13 protein-coding genes are annotated in these 17,827 nt (G+C 72.1%); all 13 read right to left on the bottom strand.

Annotation, left to right across the window (positions count from 1 at the left end):
- Positions 1-27: 27 nt before the first annotated feature.
- The 13 genes from FHX81_RS38575 to FHX81_RS38635 all read right to left on the bottom strand — a co-directional run bounded on the left by FHX81_RS38575 (position 28) and on the right by FHX81_RS38635 (position 17,494).
- A complete protein-coding gene (locus FHX81_RS38575; RefSeq protein ID WP_141983370.1) occupies positions 28-531 on the bottom strand; it encodes a VOC family protein in 504 nt (167 codons plus the stop codon).
- A 70-nt stretch (positions 532-601) separates the two neighbouring features.
- Positions 602-1,801: an MFS transporter gene (locus FHX81_RS38580; protein ID WP_141983371.1), complete on the bottom strand. Its 1,200-nt coding sequence runs from the start codon at positions 1,799-1,801 to the stop codon at positions 602-604.
- Between the two features lie 36 nt (positions 1,802-1,837).
- On the bottom strand, positions 1,838-5,905 hold the full coding sequence (locus FHX81_RS38585) for an amino acid adenylation domain-containing protein (protein WP_141983372.1): 4,068 nt from the start codon (positions 5,903-5,905) through the stop codon (positions 1,838-1,840).
- Entirely contained in the window at positions 5,902-6,732 is an 831-nt protein-coding gene (locus FHX81_RS38590; protein WP_170232328.1) for a maleate cis-trans isomerase family protein, read from the bottom strand. Before FHX81_RS38590 ends, FHX81_RS38585 begins: the two co-directional genes overlap by 4 nt.
- 21 nt (positions 6,733-6,753) lie before the next feature.
- The gene (locus tag FHX81_RS38595; protein WP_141983373.1) at positions 6,754-8,412 is read right to left on the bottom strand and encodes an FAD-binding oxidoreductase; all 1,659 of its coding nucleotides are present in this window, start codon (positions 8,410-8,412) and stop codon (positions 6,754-6,756) included.
- 245 nt (positions 8,413-8,657) lie between these two features.
- Positions 8,658-9,536 carry an NAD(P)-dependent oxidoreductase gene (locus FHX81_RS38600; protein WP_141983374.1) on the bottom strand — a complete coding sequence of 293 codons (879 nt, stop codon included), beginning with the start codon at positions 9,534-9,536 and terminating at the stop codon, positions 8,658-8,660.
- A gap of 65 nt (positions 9,537-9,601) precedes the next feature.
- Positions 9,602-10,795 carry a Cmx/CmrA family chloramphenicol efflux MFS transporter gene (locus FHX81_RS38605; RefSeq protein ID WP_141983375.1) on the bottom strand — a complete coding sequence of 398 codons (1,194 nt, stop codon included), beginning with the start codon at positions 10,793-10,795 and terminating at the stop codon, positions 9,602-9,604.
- Positions 10,796-10,836: 41 nt separating this feature from the next.
- Positions 10,837-11,412, bottom strand: coding sequence for a TetR/AcrR family transcriptional regulator (locus FHX81_RS38610; RefSeq protein WP_141983376.1), 576 nt, complete (start codon positions 11,410-11,412; stop codon positions 10,837-10,839).
- An 80-nt stretch (positions 11,413-11,492) separates the two neighbouring features.
- Entirely contained in the window at positions 11,493-11,816 is a 324-nt protein-coding gene (locus FHX81_RS38615) for a hypothetical protein (RefSeq protein ID WP_141983377.1), read from the bottom strand.
- 191 nt (positions 11,817-12,007) lie between these two features.
- Complete coding sequence (locus FHX81_RS38620) at positions 12,008-12,583, bottom strand: DUF4240 domain-containing protein (protein ID WP_141983378.1); 576 nt, start codon at positions 12,581-12,583, stop codon at positions 12,008-12,010.
- 66 nt (positions 12,584-12,649) lie between these two features.
- The gene (locus tag FHX81_RS38625; RefSeq protein ID WP_141983379.1) at positions 12,650-13,735 is read right to left on the bottom strand and encodes an alpha-hydroxy acid oxidase; all 1,086 of its coding nucleotides are present in this window, start codon (positions 13,733-13,735) and stop codon (positions 12,650-12,652) included.
- On the bottom strand, positions 13,728-15,515 hold the full coding sequence (locus FHX81_RS38630; protein WP_141983380.1) for an ABC transporter ATP-binding protein: 1,788 nt from the start codon (positions 15,513-15,515) through the stop codon (positions 13,728-13,730). The genes FHX81_RS38625 and FHX81_RS38630 overlap by 8 nt, the downstream gene beginning before the upstream one ends.
- Positions 15,512-17,494 (bottom strand): ABC transporter ATP-binding protein, encoded by a 1,983-nt coding sequence (locus FHX81_RS38635; protein WP_141983381.1) that lies wholly within the window; start codon positions 17,492-17,494, stop codon positions 15,512-15,514. Before FHX81_RS38635 ends, FHX81_RS38630 begins: the two co-directional genes overlap by 4 nt.
- Between the last annotated feature and the right edge of the window lie 333 nt (positions 17,495-17,827).

Below are 17,827 nucleotides of genomic sequence, written 5' to 3' on the forward strand. Positions count from 1 at the left end.
GGGCGCCGTCGGGCCCCTCCTCGACGGTCAGGCGTTGGTAGGAGGCTCGTGGTTGGCCCAGACCGCGGTGTAGGGGCGGTTGCACAGTTCGATGACCGTGCCCCACGGGTCCTGCGTGTAGACGACCTCGTAGTCCTTGTTCTGGAACAGGCGCCACACGCCGCTGAGCTGCTTGCCCCCGGCTGCCGCGATGGCCGCCGCGGTGGCCGTGACGTCTTCCACGGTCAGGCAGAAGTGGAAGATGCCGGTCCGCCAGTAGGCGAACGTCTCGTCGGCGGCCTCGGTGGCCGGGTCGGTGAACTCGAACAGCTCCACGCCCAGGCCGTCGGCGGCGGTCAGGTGGGCGATGCGCATGCCGTGCAGCCGCGGGCCGAACAGGTCGGTGACGAGGTCGCCGAAGTGGGAGCCGTCGTCGACCACCTCCTCCGGCGGTCGGTGGGGGTACAGGCCGAGCACGTCCCGGTACCACGCGAACGCCGCGTCGATGTCGGGAACGGTGACACCGACGTGGTTGAGCAGGGTCATGGGCATGGGCGCCTCCTCGCTGGGTGGTGGGAGGGAGCGGCCCACGCTGGGGTCGTGGGCCGCTCCTGGCTCGTGGTCAACCGGTGGTGACGCGGTGGCCCGACGGGAAGCCGTGGGAGCGGGCCGACCAGACGATCGCCAGCGCGGCCAGCGCCATCACCAGCAGGGTCCACGGGAACGAGCCCGGGCCGACGCGCTCGAGCAGCACGCCGCCGAGCGCGCCACCACCGGCGACGGCGAGGTTGAAGATCGTGACCAGCATGGACTGGGCCACGTCGGCGGAGTCGCCGCCCGCGTCGGCGATGGCGGTCTGCAGCAGCGTCGGCGCGCCGCCGAACGTCAAGCCCCACAGGGCCACGCCGACGTAGACCAGCGGTGTCCACGCGGTGCCGGCGGCCAGGACGACCGCCGACACGGCGAACGCCGCCAGCGAGGCGAGCGTGACCAGGCGCAGCCGCCGGTCCACGAGCGCGCCGGAGATCCAGATGCCCGCCACCGCGGCCACGCCGAACAGCAGCAGCATGAGCGGCACCTGGCCGCCCAGCCCGTGCTCGGACACGAACGGCGCGATGTAGGTGTAGAGCACGTTGTGGCCGAGGATCCACAGCAGGATCACGGCCAGGATCGGCCGGATGCCCGGCATGGTGAACACCTCGCGGATCGGCTTGCGGGCGCCCGCCTCCTGGCCGGGGAAGTCCGGCACGGCCACCCGGATCCAGATCATCAGCACCAGCGCGACCGCGGACATCAGCCAGAACACGCCGCGCCAGTCCGCCAGCGACCCCAGCCACGCGCCCAGCGGCACGCCCAGGGACAGCGCGATGGGCTGGCCGACGCCCACGATCGCCACCGCGCGGCCCTGCACCTGCGGCGCGACCATGCGGCGCGCGTACCCGGCGAGCAGGCCCCACACCACACCCGCGGCCATGCCGGCGACGAACCGCGAGGCCAGGGTCAGCACGTAGTCGGTGGACAGCGCCGTGAGGGCGTTGAACACCAGCAGCCCGCCGATCGCCAGCAGCAGCAACGGCCGCCGGTTCCAGCCGCGGGTGGCGGCGATGACCGGGACGGCCGCCACGACCGAGCCGATCGCGTACAGCGTCAGGAGCTGGCCCGCCAACCCCTCCGATACCCCGAGCCCTCGGCTGATCTGCGGCAGCAGGCCGGCCGGGAGCGTCTCGGTCATGATCGCGATGAAGCCCGCCAGGGTGAACGCCAGCAGCCCGAGCAGCGGCAGTGCCGCCCGTGCCCGCGTTCGCTCGGTCGTGTCGACCATCGGTGCTCTTCCTCCGTGAGTGGGTGTTCCGGTCGGTCAGTACCGGGGTGTCTTGGCCAGCAGGTGCCGACGGCCCTCGATCTCGGGCTCGTAGACCTCCGCCTTCCAGTCCGAAGCGCGCACGGGCTCCATGGCGATGGAGATCGCGTCGCTGTCGACGCCGAACGCCTGCTGCACCGCGGTGCTGATGGCGTCGACCAGTCGGTCCTGCTTCTCGCTGCTGAGCTGCACGGGGAAGTGCTTGATGCTGACGTGCGGCATGTGGATCCCCTCCTCCGGCGTGCGGGTGCGGTCGCGGATGACGGCGGCCAGTTGTTCCACGTCGGGCGAGCGCAGGACGCTGTAGTGGTCGAAGTCGAGCTCCACGACCTCCGGCGGCCGGGGCAGCGAGTCGACCGCTTCCTCCAGGAAGGAGTAGTCGTCGCCGCGGACCTTGAGGATCGTGATCGGCGCCTGGACCCGCCGGTGGAGCATCTCCTCGAAGGTGTAGCGGAAGCTGTAGGACAGCCGGACGATGGTGACGATCCGCCGGACGGTGCCCTCGTCGAGACCGGGGAACCGCGCGGAGACGAAGTCGACGAAGTCGGCCTCGCCGCGGACCCGGGCGACGCAGTCGTCGGCGTCGGCGCCGGTGAGCCTGCCCGCGAACACGGAGTAGAGCAGGCGCACGAACGCCGGGTCGCCGTACGGCCCGACCCCGTCGGCGGGCCGTTCGCGCTGGACCGGCGAGCCGGGAGCGATCAGCACGAGCTGGTCGACGGTGTCACCGCGCTGCTCCAGCTGGTACGCCACCTCGAACGCGACCCGCGCGCCGAACGAGTACCCCCACAGCGTGTAGGGGCCGGTCGGTTGCACCTGCTTGATCAGCGCGACGTCGTGGCGCGCCATGTCGGCGACCGTCCCGTCCGGCTCCTCGCCGGGGTTGATCCCGGCGGCCTGCACCCCGTAGAACGGCCGGTCGGCGCCCATGGCCCGGGCCAGCGGCTTGAGGTTCATGGGGTAGCCGCCCAGGCCCGGCCAGCACACCACCGGCCGGCCGGAGCCCTTCGGCTGGAGCGCGACCAGGCGTGACACGGCCTCCTCGGCGATGCGGTCCACCCGACGGGCCAGGCCCTCGACGGTCGGCTCGTCGAAGATCAGCTGGATCGGCAGCGTCACGTTCGCCGACCGGTTGACCTCCTGGACGAGCAGCACCGCCAGCAGCGAGTTGCCGCCGGACTCGAAGAAGTCGTCCAGCACGGAGACGTCGTCGGTCTTCATCACCTTCGCCCAGGCCGCGGCGACCTGGTGCTCGGCGGGCGTGCGCGGCGCGACCACGACCCGTTCCGACTGGCCGGCCACCACCTCGGCGGACGTCTCCAGGGCGCGCAGGTCGACCTTGCCGTTCGCGGTGTGCGGCAGCTCGTCGAGGACGACGACCCGGCCCGGGATCATGTGGCGCGGCAGGAACTTGGCGATGTCCTGCTTGATCATCTCGGCCGGGCCCATGGTGTGGACGGCGTCCTCCTTCATGCCCTCCGAGGCGATCTGCTCCGGGCTGATCCGGCCGCCCAGGAAGAAGTACGACGGCCCGGACGGCAAGCCGCTCTCGCGCAGCACCGACGTGATCCGGCGGGCCGAGGGCAGGTCGTTGCCGGTCTCCGAGCTGTAGCCGGAGGACATGAAGCCGATCCCGAACGGGTTGAGCTGCAACCGCTGCAGCCGCCGGCCCAGGTCCACGTAGGCCGTCGCGGGGTCGTCGGACCGGCTGATCAGCGAGATGCCCAGGTCGGCCCGGTCGTAGACCTGCTGGTTGATCGCGATCACGTGCTTGCGCAGCACCAGCGCGTCGGAGATCCGGCGCAGCCCGCCGTCCTCGTACCGGTACTGCCCGGCCGCCAGGTCGGCGATCCGGTCGGGGTGCGCCTGCACGTACGTGTCGAGCGGACCGGGGTCGACCCGCTCGGCGAACGGCACCACGTCGTAGCCGCCCAGGTAGTGGTGGTCCTCGGAGGCGTGCAGCAGGCGCGGCACGGCCGGATCGAACGTGGTCGCGCCGAGCCCCAGCCCTTCCTCGGGCAGGACCTCGTCGAACAGCCCGAGCATGTGCCCGGCCTCGATCCGCAGCACCTCCAGCACGTTGTTGCGGTAGACCGCCTCGATCGCCGACCGCTTGCCCAGCAGGTGCACGCGCAGCCGCGGCCCGACCGCGGGTTCCCCGACCGGGGCGACGAGCACCAGCTCGTGCCGGACCGGGTGGTGGTAGTGGATGCCGGACGGCAGGCCGGGGATGCCCGCGACCTCCACGTACAGCTGGGTGGCGTACAGCGCGCCGGGCGAGGCGTAGGCGTACTTGGGCAGGATGCGCTGGTCGCTGTGGAACTGGCCGAAGTTCCGCAGGACCGCGCCCAGCCGGACCGGGTCCACGTCCTCGACCCGGGTGGACGGCCGGTCGGGGTCGACGTCGTGGTGGAGCAGGTCCAGCACGTCGGACGCGGTCAGCGGACCGCCCTCGAAGAAGCGGTAGGTCTTGCGCGCGAACGCGCGTCGCCGCTGCGCCGCGGTGCCGTACTTGCCGGGCAGCGGGAAGGTGCTCGCACCCGGGTCGTCGTCGCGCAGCCCGAGGTTGGCCAACTGGGCGCGGACCTGCACGCGTCCCTTCTTGGACTGGTGGTGCGCGCCGTGGTTGCCCTGGTCCATCAGGGCCGCTTCGCGGGGGTTCAGCTCCACGCACGCCACGAGGTGCTGCGAGCCCGTGCGGTCGTCGGGTCGGACCAGGACCGCCGCGTTCTTCACCCAGTCGTGGTTCTCGATCGCGACCCGGACCTCGTCCAGCTCGATGCGGTGGCCGCGCAGCTTGACCTGGTTGTCGACGCGCCCGACGAAGTGGAACACGCCGTCGGCGTCCCGGGTGACCAGGTCACCGGTGCGGTACAGCCGGCGCGCCGTCCCGTCGATGGTCACGTGCCCGAACCGCGCCTCGGTCTCCTCCGGCCGGTCGAGGTAGCCGCGGGCGAGCTGGACGCCGCCGATGTGCAGCTCGCCGACCACGCCGTCCGCGACGGGCGCGTGCTGCGCGTCCAGGACGTGGAACGTGGTGTCGGCGACCGGTCGCCCGATCGGGACGGAGGGCTGCTCGCCCTCCAGGCTGCGGGCGGTGACCACGTGCGAGGAGGCGTTGATGGTGCACTCGGTGGGGCCGTACAGGTTGACCAGGCGGCAGTCGGGCAGCACCTGGCGGAACCGGGCCGCGAGCCGCTTCGACAGGGCTTCGCCACCGCTGAACACGGCGCGCAGCGACGTGCAGCGCTCGAACAGCTCGTCGTCCACCAACGCCTGCAAGAGCGTCGGCACGCACTGGAGGTCGGTCACGCCGTGCTCGATGATCGACTCGATCAGGCCGGACGGGTCGCGGTGCACCCCCGGTGCGCCGACGACGACCCGCGTGCCCACGGCGAGCGCGAGCGTCTCCCACTGGGCGGCGTCGAAGCTGACGGGCGTCTTGCGCAGGATCGTGCGGCTCGGGTCGATCCCCATCTCGTCCCGCAGCCAGAGCATCTGGTTGGCGATGGCGGCGTGCTCGACCACCACGCCCTTGGGCCGGCCGGTGGTGCCGGAGGTGTAGATGACGTAAGCGGCGTCGGCCTCGGCCGGGTGGACCCGCGGCGGGGTCGCGGTCGCGGTCACCGCGTCGTCCAGCGCGATCACCGGGAGGTCGTGCGGCAGCAGGTCCGCCAGCTCGGCGCGCAGCGCGGGCTCCGTCACGATCGCGGCCGGCCGCGAGTTGGCGATCATGTACGAGACGCGGTCCTCGGGGTAGTCCGGTGCCAGCGGCACGTAGGCGGCGCCCGCGAGGAGGGCACCCCAGGTCGCGGTCACCTGCCCGGCGGACGGTGAGAGGTAGAGGCCGACGAGGTCGTCGGGGCCGGCTCCGGCCGAGCGCAGCCGTTCGGCCAGGTGGGCGGCGCGTCCCGTCAACTCGGCGAAGGTCAGCGCCTGGTCGTCCGCGATGACGGCGAGGTCGTCGGGTCGGGTCGCGGTCTGGTGCAGCAGCATCTCCGGCAGGGTGGGCCGGAGCGCGGGTAAGTCGCCGATCGTGCCGGTCTTCTGGTTGCTCGAACTCATCGCCCTGTGATTCCTGTGGTCGAGTACGTTAAGTGCGGGTTGGTGGGGGTGGTGCCGTTGGTGTGCCGCGGCAGTTCGAGGTGCCGTTCCAGCAGGCTGCCGAAGCCCGTGATCGGGTCGTGCACGCCGCCTTGGCGCAAGGCGTGCCAGTACAGGGCCACGTTGTTGGAGAGCACCGGCTTGTCCAGCCACGCCTCGGCGGCCGTCGCGACCCGGGCCATGGCGACGTTCGTGCCGACCTGGACGATCGCCTGCACGTCGGGCCCGTCGACCTCGCGCACCGCCTGGCGCAGGCGCGCCTCGGACACGTGGGCGATCTGCGCGGGGCTCGTGCAGCCCAAGCCGGTGATGGCGACGACCTCGTAACCGCTGTCGGTGAAGAACCGGGACACGGGGTCGTCACCCAGCGGCAGGTACGGCGTGATGACGGCGATGCGGCGCACGTCGCCGTAACAGCCCAGGGCCGCCTTGATCGCGTCCGGGCTCATGGTGACCGGCAGGCCACCGCCGATCGACCGCATCGACTCCAGGATGCGGCCGTGGCTCTCGGGGCCCTCCCAGTAGCTCTCCGGCGACACGGCGATGATCAGGTGGTCCGGTGCGCACGTGACGACGGCGCGGATCGCGGGTTCCGTGGACGACCGGATGCTGTGCATCACGTGGTCGAAACCCGGCTTCTCCTCCATGGAGTCGTCGTGGATGAACATGCGCGCGACGTGGTTGGTCACACCGGGCACGCGCAGCGCGTCCATCTCCGGTTGGCAGGAGGTGTTGGTGGACGGGATGATCACACCGATCTTGAATCTGTATCCCAGTTGGTCGGTCATCGCTCCTCCTGGAGTCGTCGGTTATCGCGGTCGGACCGACAGCGAGTGCCGGAAGTAGTCGGTCGGGTCCCACCGGCGCTTGACCTCTTGCAGGCGGCGGTGGTTCGCGCCGTAGAACAGGTCGTGCCAGGGGACGCCGGAGCGGTTGCGCGCCGGGTCCTTCAGGTCGGTGTCGGGGTAGTTGACGTAGCAGCCCTCGTACCGGTCGCTCGGCACCGGAACGCCCCCGGTGTCGGCGAAGAACTCCTCGTAGATGCCGCGGGTCCAGCCGAGCCCGGCGCGGTCGCCGGACGCGTCGCCCCAGAAGGTCTGGAAGAGCATCTTGAAGATCGAGGAGCGCTGGGCGGCGGCGGTGGCGTCGGGCGCCACGGAGTTGACCCGGCCGCCGTAGGAGAACAGCACGATCATCGTGTTCGGGTTGGCGTACTCGGCCGAGGTGAGGTGCCGGTACATCGTGGACAGTTGCGCGTCGGTGAAACCCCTGCGCATCAACGCCGACTTGTGCGCGCCGCGCAGCGAGGGGTGGGTGATGGTCGGGTTGTTCAGACCCACCAGGCGTGCGGCGTTGAGCCACGGCAGGCGTTGCGCCTCGCCGAGCTCCGGCATCGCGGCCAGGTCGCCGGACCCCTTCCGCAGGGCCTTCGGGGTGAGGCCGGTGCCGTCGGTGAGCCGCCCCAGGTAGTCGTCCAGGATCCGCTGCGCGTCCGGCGCGTCGCCGTCGACCTGGATGAAGATGTCCAACGAGCCGTGCGCCCGGTGGCAGACGTTGAACACGCTGCTCAGCTTGCGCTGCGGCGCGTCGGGGGCGCTGTGCTCCTCGTGCCAGCGGCCGAAGTTGGCCAACAGGCGGGTGAACTCGCGCTCGCCGAGGTCCTCCCACGGGAAGGACACCGCGCGCACCAGGACCGTCGACGGCGGGCGCACGAGCTGCCCGGCCGGGTCGGCGCCCCGAGCGTCGGGTGAGCGGAACCAGTAGCGCGTCACGACACCGAAGTTGCCGCCGCCGCCACCGGTGTGGGCCCACCACAGGTCGTGGTGGGGGTCCTGCGGGTCCCGGGTGGCGACCACGGTCCGGACGCGACGGTCCTGGTCGACCACGACGACCTCGACGGCGTGCAGGTGGTCCACCACCAGGCCGTGGGCCCGGGAGAGCAGGCCGTAGCCGCCACCGGCCACGTGCCCGCCCGCGCCGACGCTCCAGCACATGCCGCCGGGGATCGTGACGCCCCAGCCGGTGAACAGGTCCTCGTAGACGTTGAGCAGGCGGGCGCCCGGCTCGACGGAGAACGCGCGCATCGCCGGGTCGTAGCCCACGCCGTGCATCCCGGACAGGTCCAGCACGACCTGTGCCCCCGGGTGGCACACGAGGTCGGCGAAGCAGTGTCCGCCGCTGCGCACGGAGACCCGCTTGCCGGTCTCGACGGCCTGCCGCACGGCCCGCTCGGCGTCGGCGGGGGAGCGGAGCATCCGGAAGTACTCGGGTGCGGCGACGAACCGCTGGTTGTTGCCGGTGACCAGTTGCGGGTAGCGGGGGTCGTCGGGGCGCACGGTGTGGACGGGGTCGGTGTGGACGGGGTCGGCGGCGGCCGGTGCCGCGACGGATAAGTGCGGGGACACGGCCGTGCCGGCGAGCGCGGCACCGGCGCCCGCGAGCACGGCACGACGGGTCACAAAGCCCATGCGAAACCTCCGGGTGGTATTTCCTGATGTGAATCCAGCTTTTCACGATCGGGTGACTATTTGTCAAGCGGTGCGAGCGGGATCTCATATTCCAGAGGTCGGGGAAAATCAACGCCACGGCACGGCCATCGACCACGCGAAGAACGTGGGAACTGCCGTTGCGATCAGGGGTGGCGGAGGTCGCGGCGGAGCAGGTGGGAAGCACCTGCCCGGCCGCGTGCCGAGGTGAATCGGGAAAGGTGTGCTCAGTCGGTGAAACTGGCGAAATAGCCCGCGGCCATGTCCTGGCCGCCGTGGCCCCGGGCGGAGGCGCGCGCGAACCGGGCGTGGCCGGCGGCGGTCGAGTCCATCCGCACGCCCGCGCGCTCGGCGGCGTCGAGGACCAGCCGGGCGTCCTTCTCCGCGTTGTCGACGGTGAAGCTGGGGGTGAAGTCCTCGGTCAGCACGGCCGCGGACTTGAGCTGGAAGTAGCCGTTGTCCATCGGGCCGCCGGTGACCACGTCGACGAAGTGCGCGGGGTCCACCCCGAGGCCCTTGGCCAGCGCCAGCGACTCGCCCACGCCGTGCGTCAGGGCGATGACCCACGTGTTGAGCACCAGCTTGAGCCTGCTCGCGGCCCCGGACGCGCCGTCCTCGCCGACCCAGAGGGTGCGCTTGCCGATGGCGTCGAACAGCGGCTGCACCTTCGGCCGCACGTCCCGCGGACCCGCGGCCATCACGACGAGCTGACCGTTCTCGGCAGGCTGGCGGGTGCCCTGGACGGGCGCGTCCACGAACACCAGGCCCCGGTCGGCGGCGAACGCGGCGAGGCTGCCGACGTCCTCGCCCACCGTGCTCAGCTGAACCCACACGACGCCCTCGCGCAGCCCCGGCTCGGCGGCCTTGATGGTGTCGGACACCACCGGACCGTCCTTGAGGACGGTGACCACCACATCGGCTTCCCGAACCGCTTCGGCTGGTGAGTCGGCCACCTCGACGCCGTGTCCGGCCAATTCCTGAGCTTTGCTCGCGGTACGATTCCACGCGCGAACGGAAAAGCCCTTCTCGGCCAGATTCCGGGCCACCGGGAAACCGATTGTCCCGGTACCCAGGACAGCGACGACGGGTGCTTCGGACGTGCTCATGGAAAGTTGTCTCCTTATCGTGGGATGGGTGTCGCTGCTTCCTGCTTTCCCGTTCGCGGCGGTCGTCAACCGCGAATGGCAGTCGACATCTCGTCGGATTTGTCGGATTCGACGGATTCGCCGCGGCGCAGCGCTCCGGCGACCAGCGCCGCGCCGAGTCCCGCGACCGCGAGCACCGCGCCGAGCCAGGCGGGTGCGGTGAACCCGAGGCCCGCGCTGATCGCCAGGCCGCCGAGCCACGGCCCGAGGGTGTTGCCGACGTTGAACGCCGAGGTGTTGGTCGTGGTGGCCAGCGTCGGCGCGCCACCGGCCTCGCGCATCACCTGCGCCTGCAACGCCGGGTTGATCGAGAACGCCGCGACGCCGAACGCCGCCACGGCCACCGCGGTGGCCCACTTGTCGTGGGCGAGCACCGACAGCAGCGCCAGCACCACCGCCATCGCGGTCGTCCCCGCGTACAGGGTCGCCTGCAAGTGGCGGTCGGCGAAGCGGCCACCGATCAGGTTGCCCGCGAAGCAGCCGACGCCGAACAGCATCAGCAACGGCGACACCGCGCCCTGCGGGAAGCCCGAGACGTCGGTGACCAGCGGCGCCAGGTAGCTGAAGCAGCAGAACACGGCGGCCTGGGTGAGCATGCTGGTGGCCAGCGCCACCCACACCCGCGGCCGGCGGAACGCGCCGAACTCGGCCCGCACGCCGACGTGCCGGGGCGGCGGCAGGCGCGGCACGAGGAACAGCACGCCGAGCAGCGCCAGCACGGCCAGGGCGTCGACCACCCAGAAGCTCGTGCGCCACCCGCCGTACTGGCCGAGCACCGTCCCCGCGGGCACGCCCAGGACCGTGGCCACCGTGAGCCCGCTGAACATGATCGCGAGCGCCCGCCCGCGTCGTCGCGGCCCGGCCAGTTCGACGGCCACGACCGAGCCGACGCCGAAGAACGCGCCCTGCGCCAGCGCGGCGACGACGCGGCCGGTCATGAGCACCGCGTAGCCGGAGGCGAGCGCGCCGATGGTCTGCCCGACGATGAACAGGCCGAGCAGCCCCGCCAGCGCGGTCTTGCGCGGCACCCGGAGCGTGGCGAGGGTGAGGACCGGGCCGCCGACGACCACCCCGAGCGCGTACCCCGAGATCAGCAGCCCGGCGTCCGGAATGGACACCGCGAGGTCCGAGGCCAGTTCGGGCAGCAGGCCGGAGACCATGAACTCGCTCGTGCCGATGCAGAACACGCTGAGTCCGAGAACGTACACAGCGAGCGGCATTCCATCTCCCGTCGGAATCGGTGATGGTCGCGCCGTGCGCCCTACAAAGCGCGCAGGACCATCTCTACGACCCCCACGAGGGACTCGCGGGAGGCGGTCTTCCCCAGTACGCGCAGGCCGTACATCGAGTTCAGGACGTACAGGGCCAGAGCGCGCGCGTCGTCGTCGGCGGTCACCTCACCGGTGGCCTGGGCGACGCGGATCGCCTCGTGCAGCGCGTTCTCCATGCGCACGAACACCTCGCGGACCAGTTCGCGCACCGCGGGGTCCTGGTCGGCGAGCTCCAGCGCCGCGTTCACGGCGAGGCACCCGCGGGGCGGGCCCTGGGTGGTCTCCTCGTCGACGACGGTCATCAGCAACGCGGAGACCCGGTCACGCAGGCTGCCGGGCCCGGCGAGCACCTGCTCCTGCCGCGCCGTCCACACGGAGTCGTAACGGCGCAGCGCGTCGCGGAACAGGTGCTCCTTGCTGGTGAAGGCGTTGTACAGACTGCCCCGCCCGAGGCCCGTCGACTCCACCAGGTCCTGCACGGTGGTCGCCATGAAGCCCTTCGACCAGAACGTCTTCATGGCGTGGTCGAGGACCGAGTCGGGGTCGAACGCCTTCGGTCGGACCATGACATCGACGGTAGCAGTTCTGTAACGTACGTTCAAATCAGGGGGTTCGCGCAGCTCAGAGCGGTGCGCGGGGCGGGGCCTCAGCCCTCTTCTTCCCCCGCCGGTTCCTTGTCGGCGGTGCCGACCGCGCTGACCAGGGAGTCCGTGTCCAACCACAGGTAGAGCGGCTTCTCCCGGCGCAGGGTGTCGACCACTTCGCCGAACCTGCCGAGCGGGAAGTGGATCTCCGGGCCGTACGACAACGGCACGTTCGGCGGCACGGGTCCGTCATCCGCGAAGAAGATGATCCGCCCGATCATGTCGGTGGTGCCGGTGACGAAGCACGCGATGTCGGCCTCGTACTGGGAGTTGTTGCTGGAGTGCACGATCGAGTAGGAGTCGAAGGGCTTCTTGATGATCGCCATGCCGTGCCTCCCGCGTCGCTTACCCGGACATGGCACAGGAGTACCGGACCGACGACCCCGATCCGCCGCGCCGCGACCGATCCACCCGACCGGGCCGAGGGCTCATCCTGTCGACGTCACCCCACCTCACGGGCTGCAACCGAGGCGGCCGGTCTTGGGCCGGTCGAGCACGACCCGCGCGGGGCTGAGGTTCACGGCGGGAACAGCGCGGACAGCCGGGGCAGGTGCTCGCGGAACGCGTCGTCGTCGGACCAGTGCCAGGTCGGTCCCGCCGGCTCGTCCGGGCGCGTCAGGGCGGCGAGCGCCTTGTCGACCGCCTCGTGGAACGAGTCCGTCTCGCCGCACACGCGTCCGTAGGCCTCTTCGACGCACGCGCCGATCGCCTGGAAGCCCAGCCGGCCGTCGCCGTCCTCACCGGCCATCGCGCGGACCACGGGCACGTCGGCGAGCGTGTCCGGGTCGTCGACCGCGCGGGTGAACACGTCCCGGCCCTGGAGGATGAGCCCGTCGCGGAAGTCCATGAACCCGTCGTCACCGCAGCCGCCCTCGATCAGGTACGCCGCGAGCCACAGCGGTTGGCGGTACGCCGAGTCCGTGACCCGGATGAAGGTGATCTCCCAGTCGACGATGTCGGCCGGGCGGAGCCGTGCGAGTTCGTCGGTCAGCGCGTCGGGCAGCGGGTCGTCCGCGTGGTTGCGGTCCCCGGCGCGGTCGCCCACCGCGGTGCGGGCCCGTTCGACCACGGCCCACCAGTCGTCGATCTCCACCGGCGCATCGTATAGGTCGCGGATGTGGTGTCTGAGCGTTGAATCCAGGTGCGCTGAACGCAGGACTCACGCGCCGTGGACGCAGGACCCTCGTGCGACGGTCAGGTGGCGGGCCGAGGCCACGTCCGGGCAGCCCGCCAGGCGGAGCGCGGTCTCGAACTCGGCGCGCAGGACGTCCAGCACCGCGGTCACACCCCGCTCGCCGCCCGCGGCGAGACCCCACAGCACGGGCCGGCCGACCAGCACCGCCGAGGCACCCAACGCCAAGGCCCGCAGGACGTCCACTCCGCTGCGGACACCGCTGTCCAGCAGCACCGGGCACCGCCCGGCCACCGCGGCGACGACCTCCGGCAGCGCGACCGCGCTCGGCACCGCGCCGTCCAACTGCCGGCCGCCGTGGTTGGACACCACCACGCCCCGCACGCCGAGATCCACGGCCCGGGCCGCGTCCCGCGCGTCCAGCACCCCCTTGAGCACCAGCGGCAGGCTCGTGCGCGCCCGGATCCACTCCAGGTCACGCCAGCTCAACGACGGGTCGAACACCGCGCTGGTGTGCCGGGCGATCGCCGAGTCGCCGGGCACCCGTTCGCCGACCTCGCCGTCGGTGTTCACCGGTTTGACCCACGACGGCAGCGCGAACCCGTTGCGCAGGTCCCGCAGCCGCCGCCCGAGCACCGGCACGTCGACCGTCAGCACCACCGCGCGGCACCCCGCCTCCTCGGCGCGGCGCAGCAGCTTCACCACCACCTCGCGGTCGCGCAGCCAGTACAGCTGGAACCACGTCGTGCCGCCCGCCGCGGCCACGTCCTCGATCGGGTCGGAGCTGAGCGTGCTCACGACGTACGGCACACCGGCCGCCGCCGCGGCAGCGGCCGCCGCGCGCTCGCCACCCTCGTGGATCAGCCGCTGGTAGGCCATCGGGGCCACGGCCAGCGGCAGCGTGGACCAGGCACCGAACAGCTCGCAGCCCGGGTCGCAGGTGGAGACGTCGACCAGCGCCCGCGGCACGACCGCGACCCGGTCCAACGCGGCCCGGTTCGCGGCGAGCGTGACCTCCTCACCGCTGCCGCCCGCGATGTAGTCCCACACGTCCGGCGCCGACCGCTCGGCGGCCAACCGCTCGACGTCGGCCGTCGACCACACCTCACGCATAAGCCGCCGCCTGCATCGAGTACAGCTCGGCGTACAGGCCGTTCGCGGCCATGAGCTCGTCGTGCGAACCGTGCTCCCGCACGCGTCCGTCGGCCACCACCACGATGAGGTCGGCCATGCGCACGGTGGAGAACCGGTGCGAGACGAGCAGGGTGATGGCACCGGTCCGCCGCCCGACCTCGCGCGCGCCGGCCGCGTACCGCTCGAACAACCGGTGCTCGGCCTGCGCGTCGAGCGCCGAGGTCGGCTCGTCCAGGACGAGCAGCAACGGCTCGCGGCGCATCATGGCCCGGCCCAGCGCGAGCTTCTGCCACTGGCCGCCGGACAGCTCCACGCCGTCGGCGTAGGTCTTGCCGAGCCGGGTCTCGACACCGTCCTCGAGGCGTTCCAGGACGTCCTCGGCGCGGGCGCGGCGCAGGGCGTCGTGCACGGCGTCGGTCGAGTCGATCTCGGCCAGCTCGCCGACACCGACGTTCTCGCGGGCCAGCAGCTCGAACCGGGCGAAGTCCTGGAACCCGGTCGCGATGCGGGCGCGCCACCCGTCCACGGGGAAGCGGGTGAAGTCCGTGCCGTCCAGCGCGACCGTGCCGGTGGTGACCGGGTAGAACCGGCACAGCAGCTTGATCAGGGTGGTCTTCCCGGCGCCGTTCTCGCCGACGAACGCGACCGTGCCGCCCGCGGGCAGGGTGAGGTCGACGTCGGCGATGACCGGCCGGTCGGTGCCCGGGTAGGTGAAGGACACGCCACGCAGCTCGATGCCGTCCCGGACGCGCCCGGGCACGTCCCGGTCGGGCGGTGGCGGCGCCTGGTCCGCCACCAGCGCGCGGACCCACCGCAGGTTGCCCATGACCCGCCCGGTGCGCTGCATCTCCTGCAACGTGGCCACCGACGAGGTCACCTGCTGGTTCACCTGGGACGCCAGGGTCAGCACGAGCAGGACGTCGCCCACGCCGCGCTGCCCGGCCACCGCGTCGCGCAGCACCAGCAGCGTGCCCAGCACGTAGGCCACGGCGAAGAAGAGCTCACCGCCGGTGCGCAGCACCACGGCCCGGCGCTCACCGCGCCACAGCAGGTCCGACGCGTCGTCCCAAGCGCGGCGCTGGCGCGCGCGCAGCTCCGACTCCAGCCCGCCGACCCGCAGCTCCTTGGCCGACGCCGCGTTCGCCACGAGCCCGAAGAGGTGCTTGGCGTGCCGGGACGGCGGTGCCGAACGCTCCCGCGCGGCGTTGACGATCGACTCGGCGCGCCGGCCGAGCAGCAGCGGCGGCACGGCGGCCAGCGGCAGCAGCAACAGCAGCGGGTTGAGCCGGGCCAGCAGGACCGCGGTGATCGAGATCGCCACCAGCAGGCCGAGGCTGTTCAGCAGGCCTTCCATCGAGCCCCACCCGGCCCGGTGCAGCTCCTGCCGCAGCACCTGGATCTTGTCGGCGTACTCGGGCCGCTCGTGGTGCTCCAGCCCGGCCGAGCCGTTGGTCATCTCGATCAGCTCGCGCTCCAGGCGCGGCACGGCGCGGTCGCCCAGCTCGAAGTAGAAGATGTGCGCGAAGTGCCCGGCCGTCAGCGCGGCGATCACCGCGACCACGACCAGCACCGCCGCCACGGTCGCGCCCCGGACGTCGCCCGCCAGCGCCGAGTCGGTGAGCGCGGCCAGGGCGGGCGCGGCCAGCGGCATCGCCGACGCCTGGGCGATCATGAGCACGACCGCGAGCACCAGGCGGTAGCGGCTCTCCTGCCAGGCGATGAGGAGCAGCTCCCAGCCACCGCGGACGACCTCGATCACCGGCTGACCCCCTCCGCCACCACGTCCGCGCCGTCCAGTACGCCGCCGTCCTCGACACCACCGTCCTCGACACCCAGCCCGTGGGCGAATCGCTTCGCCTGCAAGGTGAACAGGCGCGCGTAGTGGCCGCCCGCCGCCATCAGCTCGTCGTGCGAACCCCGTTCCACCACGTGCCCGCCGTCCACCACCACGATGTGGTCGGCCCGCCGGACGCTGGAGAACCGGTGCGAGATCAGCAACGACGTCACGCCGCGCGTCAGCTCCACGAACCGGTCGAAGAACGCCACCTCGGCGCGGACGTCCAGCGCCGCCGTGGGCTCGTCCAGCACGAGGACCCGGGCGCCCGCCTCCAGCGCGTAGAGCGCCCGGGCGATGGCGATCCGCTGCCACTGCCCACCGGACAGGTCCGTCCCGCCCGGATAAGCCCGCGAGAGCGGCGTGTCCAGGCCGTCGGGCAACGCGAGCAGCGCCTCGGCGATCCCGGCGCGCTCCGCCGCGCGCAGCACCACCGCGCGGTCCACCGGCACGTGCGCCGCGCCCAGCGCGATGTTCTCCACCGCCGTCAGCTCGTAGCGCACGAAGTCCTGGAAGATCACGCCGACCTGGCGCCGCCAGAGCACCGGGTCGAACTCCGCGATGTCCACGCCGTCCGCGCGCACCGCACCCGCCGTCGGCTCGTACAGCCGCGCGAGCAGCTTCACGAGCGTGGTCTTGCCCGCCCCGTTGACGCCGACCACGGCCGTGCACCGCCCGGCGGGCAGCTCCAGGTCGATGCCGTCGAGGACGGCGCGGTCCGAACCGGGGTAGTGGAAGCCGACGCGGTCGAACGTGAGCGACGCGGCCGGCGTGCCCGGGGGAACCTCGGCCCGACCCCGCGGTGGCTGACCCGCGTCCAGCTCGTCCAGCCGGTCGCGCAGGAGTTGCAGGGCCGTCAACGACTGCATCGCGTACTGGGTGCTGGTGTCCGACTCGGGGTAGTAGCCGCCCAGCGAGATCGCCAGCACGACCGCCTGCACCCCGAGCGCCAACGCGGTCAGGCTCACCCGCCCGGTCGCGGCGAGCTGGGCGGCGTGCACCATCGCGCCACCCGCCAGCAGCAGGCCCAGTGCCGTCAGCACCAGGTACGGCTTCAGGTAGACGCGGCGGCGCGCCCGTTCGAAGGTGTTGCGCACGGCCTCCCACACGGCCGCGTAGCGATCCGCGAGCCAGCCGGTGAGGCCGAACACCCGGATCTCCTTCGCCGCCACGTCGGTCATCGTGAGCTCGTGCAGGTAACCGATCTCGCGCATCCGGCCGATGAGGTCGCGGCCGACCCGCGAGTACTTGCGCAGCCCGCCGCGCTGGCCGTAGCGGAACGCCAGCACCGCCGCGCCGACCCCGAGCCCGGAGAGCCAGCCGATCGCCGGCCCGATGGCCACGACCAGGGCCGCCAGGCGGGTGTAGCGGGCGATCAGCGCCACCAGGCCGAAGCACGCCTGCCCCGGCGTGCCCCAGTCGCGCTCGAAGGCGCGCACGGCCTCGTTCAGCTCGTCCAGCGTGCGCTGGTCCTCCAGCGGACCGATGCCGACCGGGCGCAGCATCAACGCCATCGCGTCGTCCCGCAGCGCGCTGTCCACCCGGCGCCGCAACTGCTGCCCGAAGGCGTTGCCCACGGGCGTGAGGATCTGGGTGAGCAGGAAGGCGGCGGCGGCGAACAGGAAGATCGAGGTCAGCCGGTCCCAGGCCGGGCTGCCGACTCCGCCGCCGACCGCGGCCGGCACCTCACCGAGCAGCGTGCTCGTCGCCACCACGAAGGCCACCGGCAACAGGCCGAGCACGAAGTGCAGCACGGCCAGGAACACGACGAGGCCGACACCGCCGGACGGCAGCAGCCGCGCGATCCGCACCCGCGGCCGCACCGCCTCGTCCACCCAGTTCGCCCACGTGGCGTGCAACCCGGACGTCGCGGACCCCGCCGCGGGAGGTGTTCCGGTCGTCATGGCGCTCCCGCGAGTCCTTCGGTCGTGCGGTTCGGAGACCGACCGCTCGTCGAATCGGCCGCAGGCGCACCGCCGCGGTTCTCGTGATCCCGGAGGGACGCTGATCGCAACCGGCCGGCCAGGCGCCCCAGGGCATCCAAGCACGGGGGCGCGAGCACCTTCAAGCAGGTGATTTCGTGGATCCGCAACGATTTCTTGCGCAACTCCGGCGACGGTGCCGGGTCGACCGGGTGCCAGTGCCGGCGTCGGACCGAAGAGCGGGCGGTCGACCGTGCCGACAAGCCGTAGTGCCGGGACGATGCCTCCTCCCCGGTGTCGTCGCGGACGGCTACG

Source organism: Saccharothrix saharensis (assembly GCF_006716745.1).
In the GTDB taxonomy this organism is placed as follows: domain Bacteria; phylum Actinomycetota; class Actinomycetes; order Mycobacteriales; family Pseudonocardiaceae; genus Actinosynnema; species Actinosynnema saharense.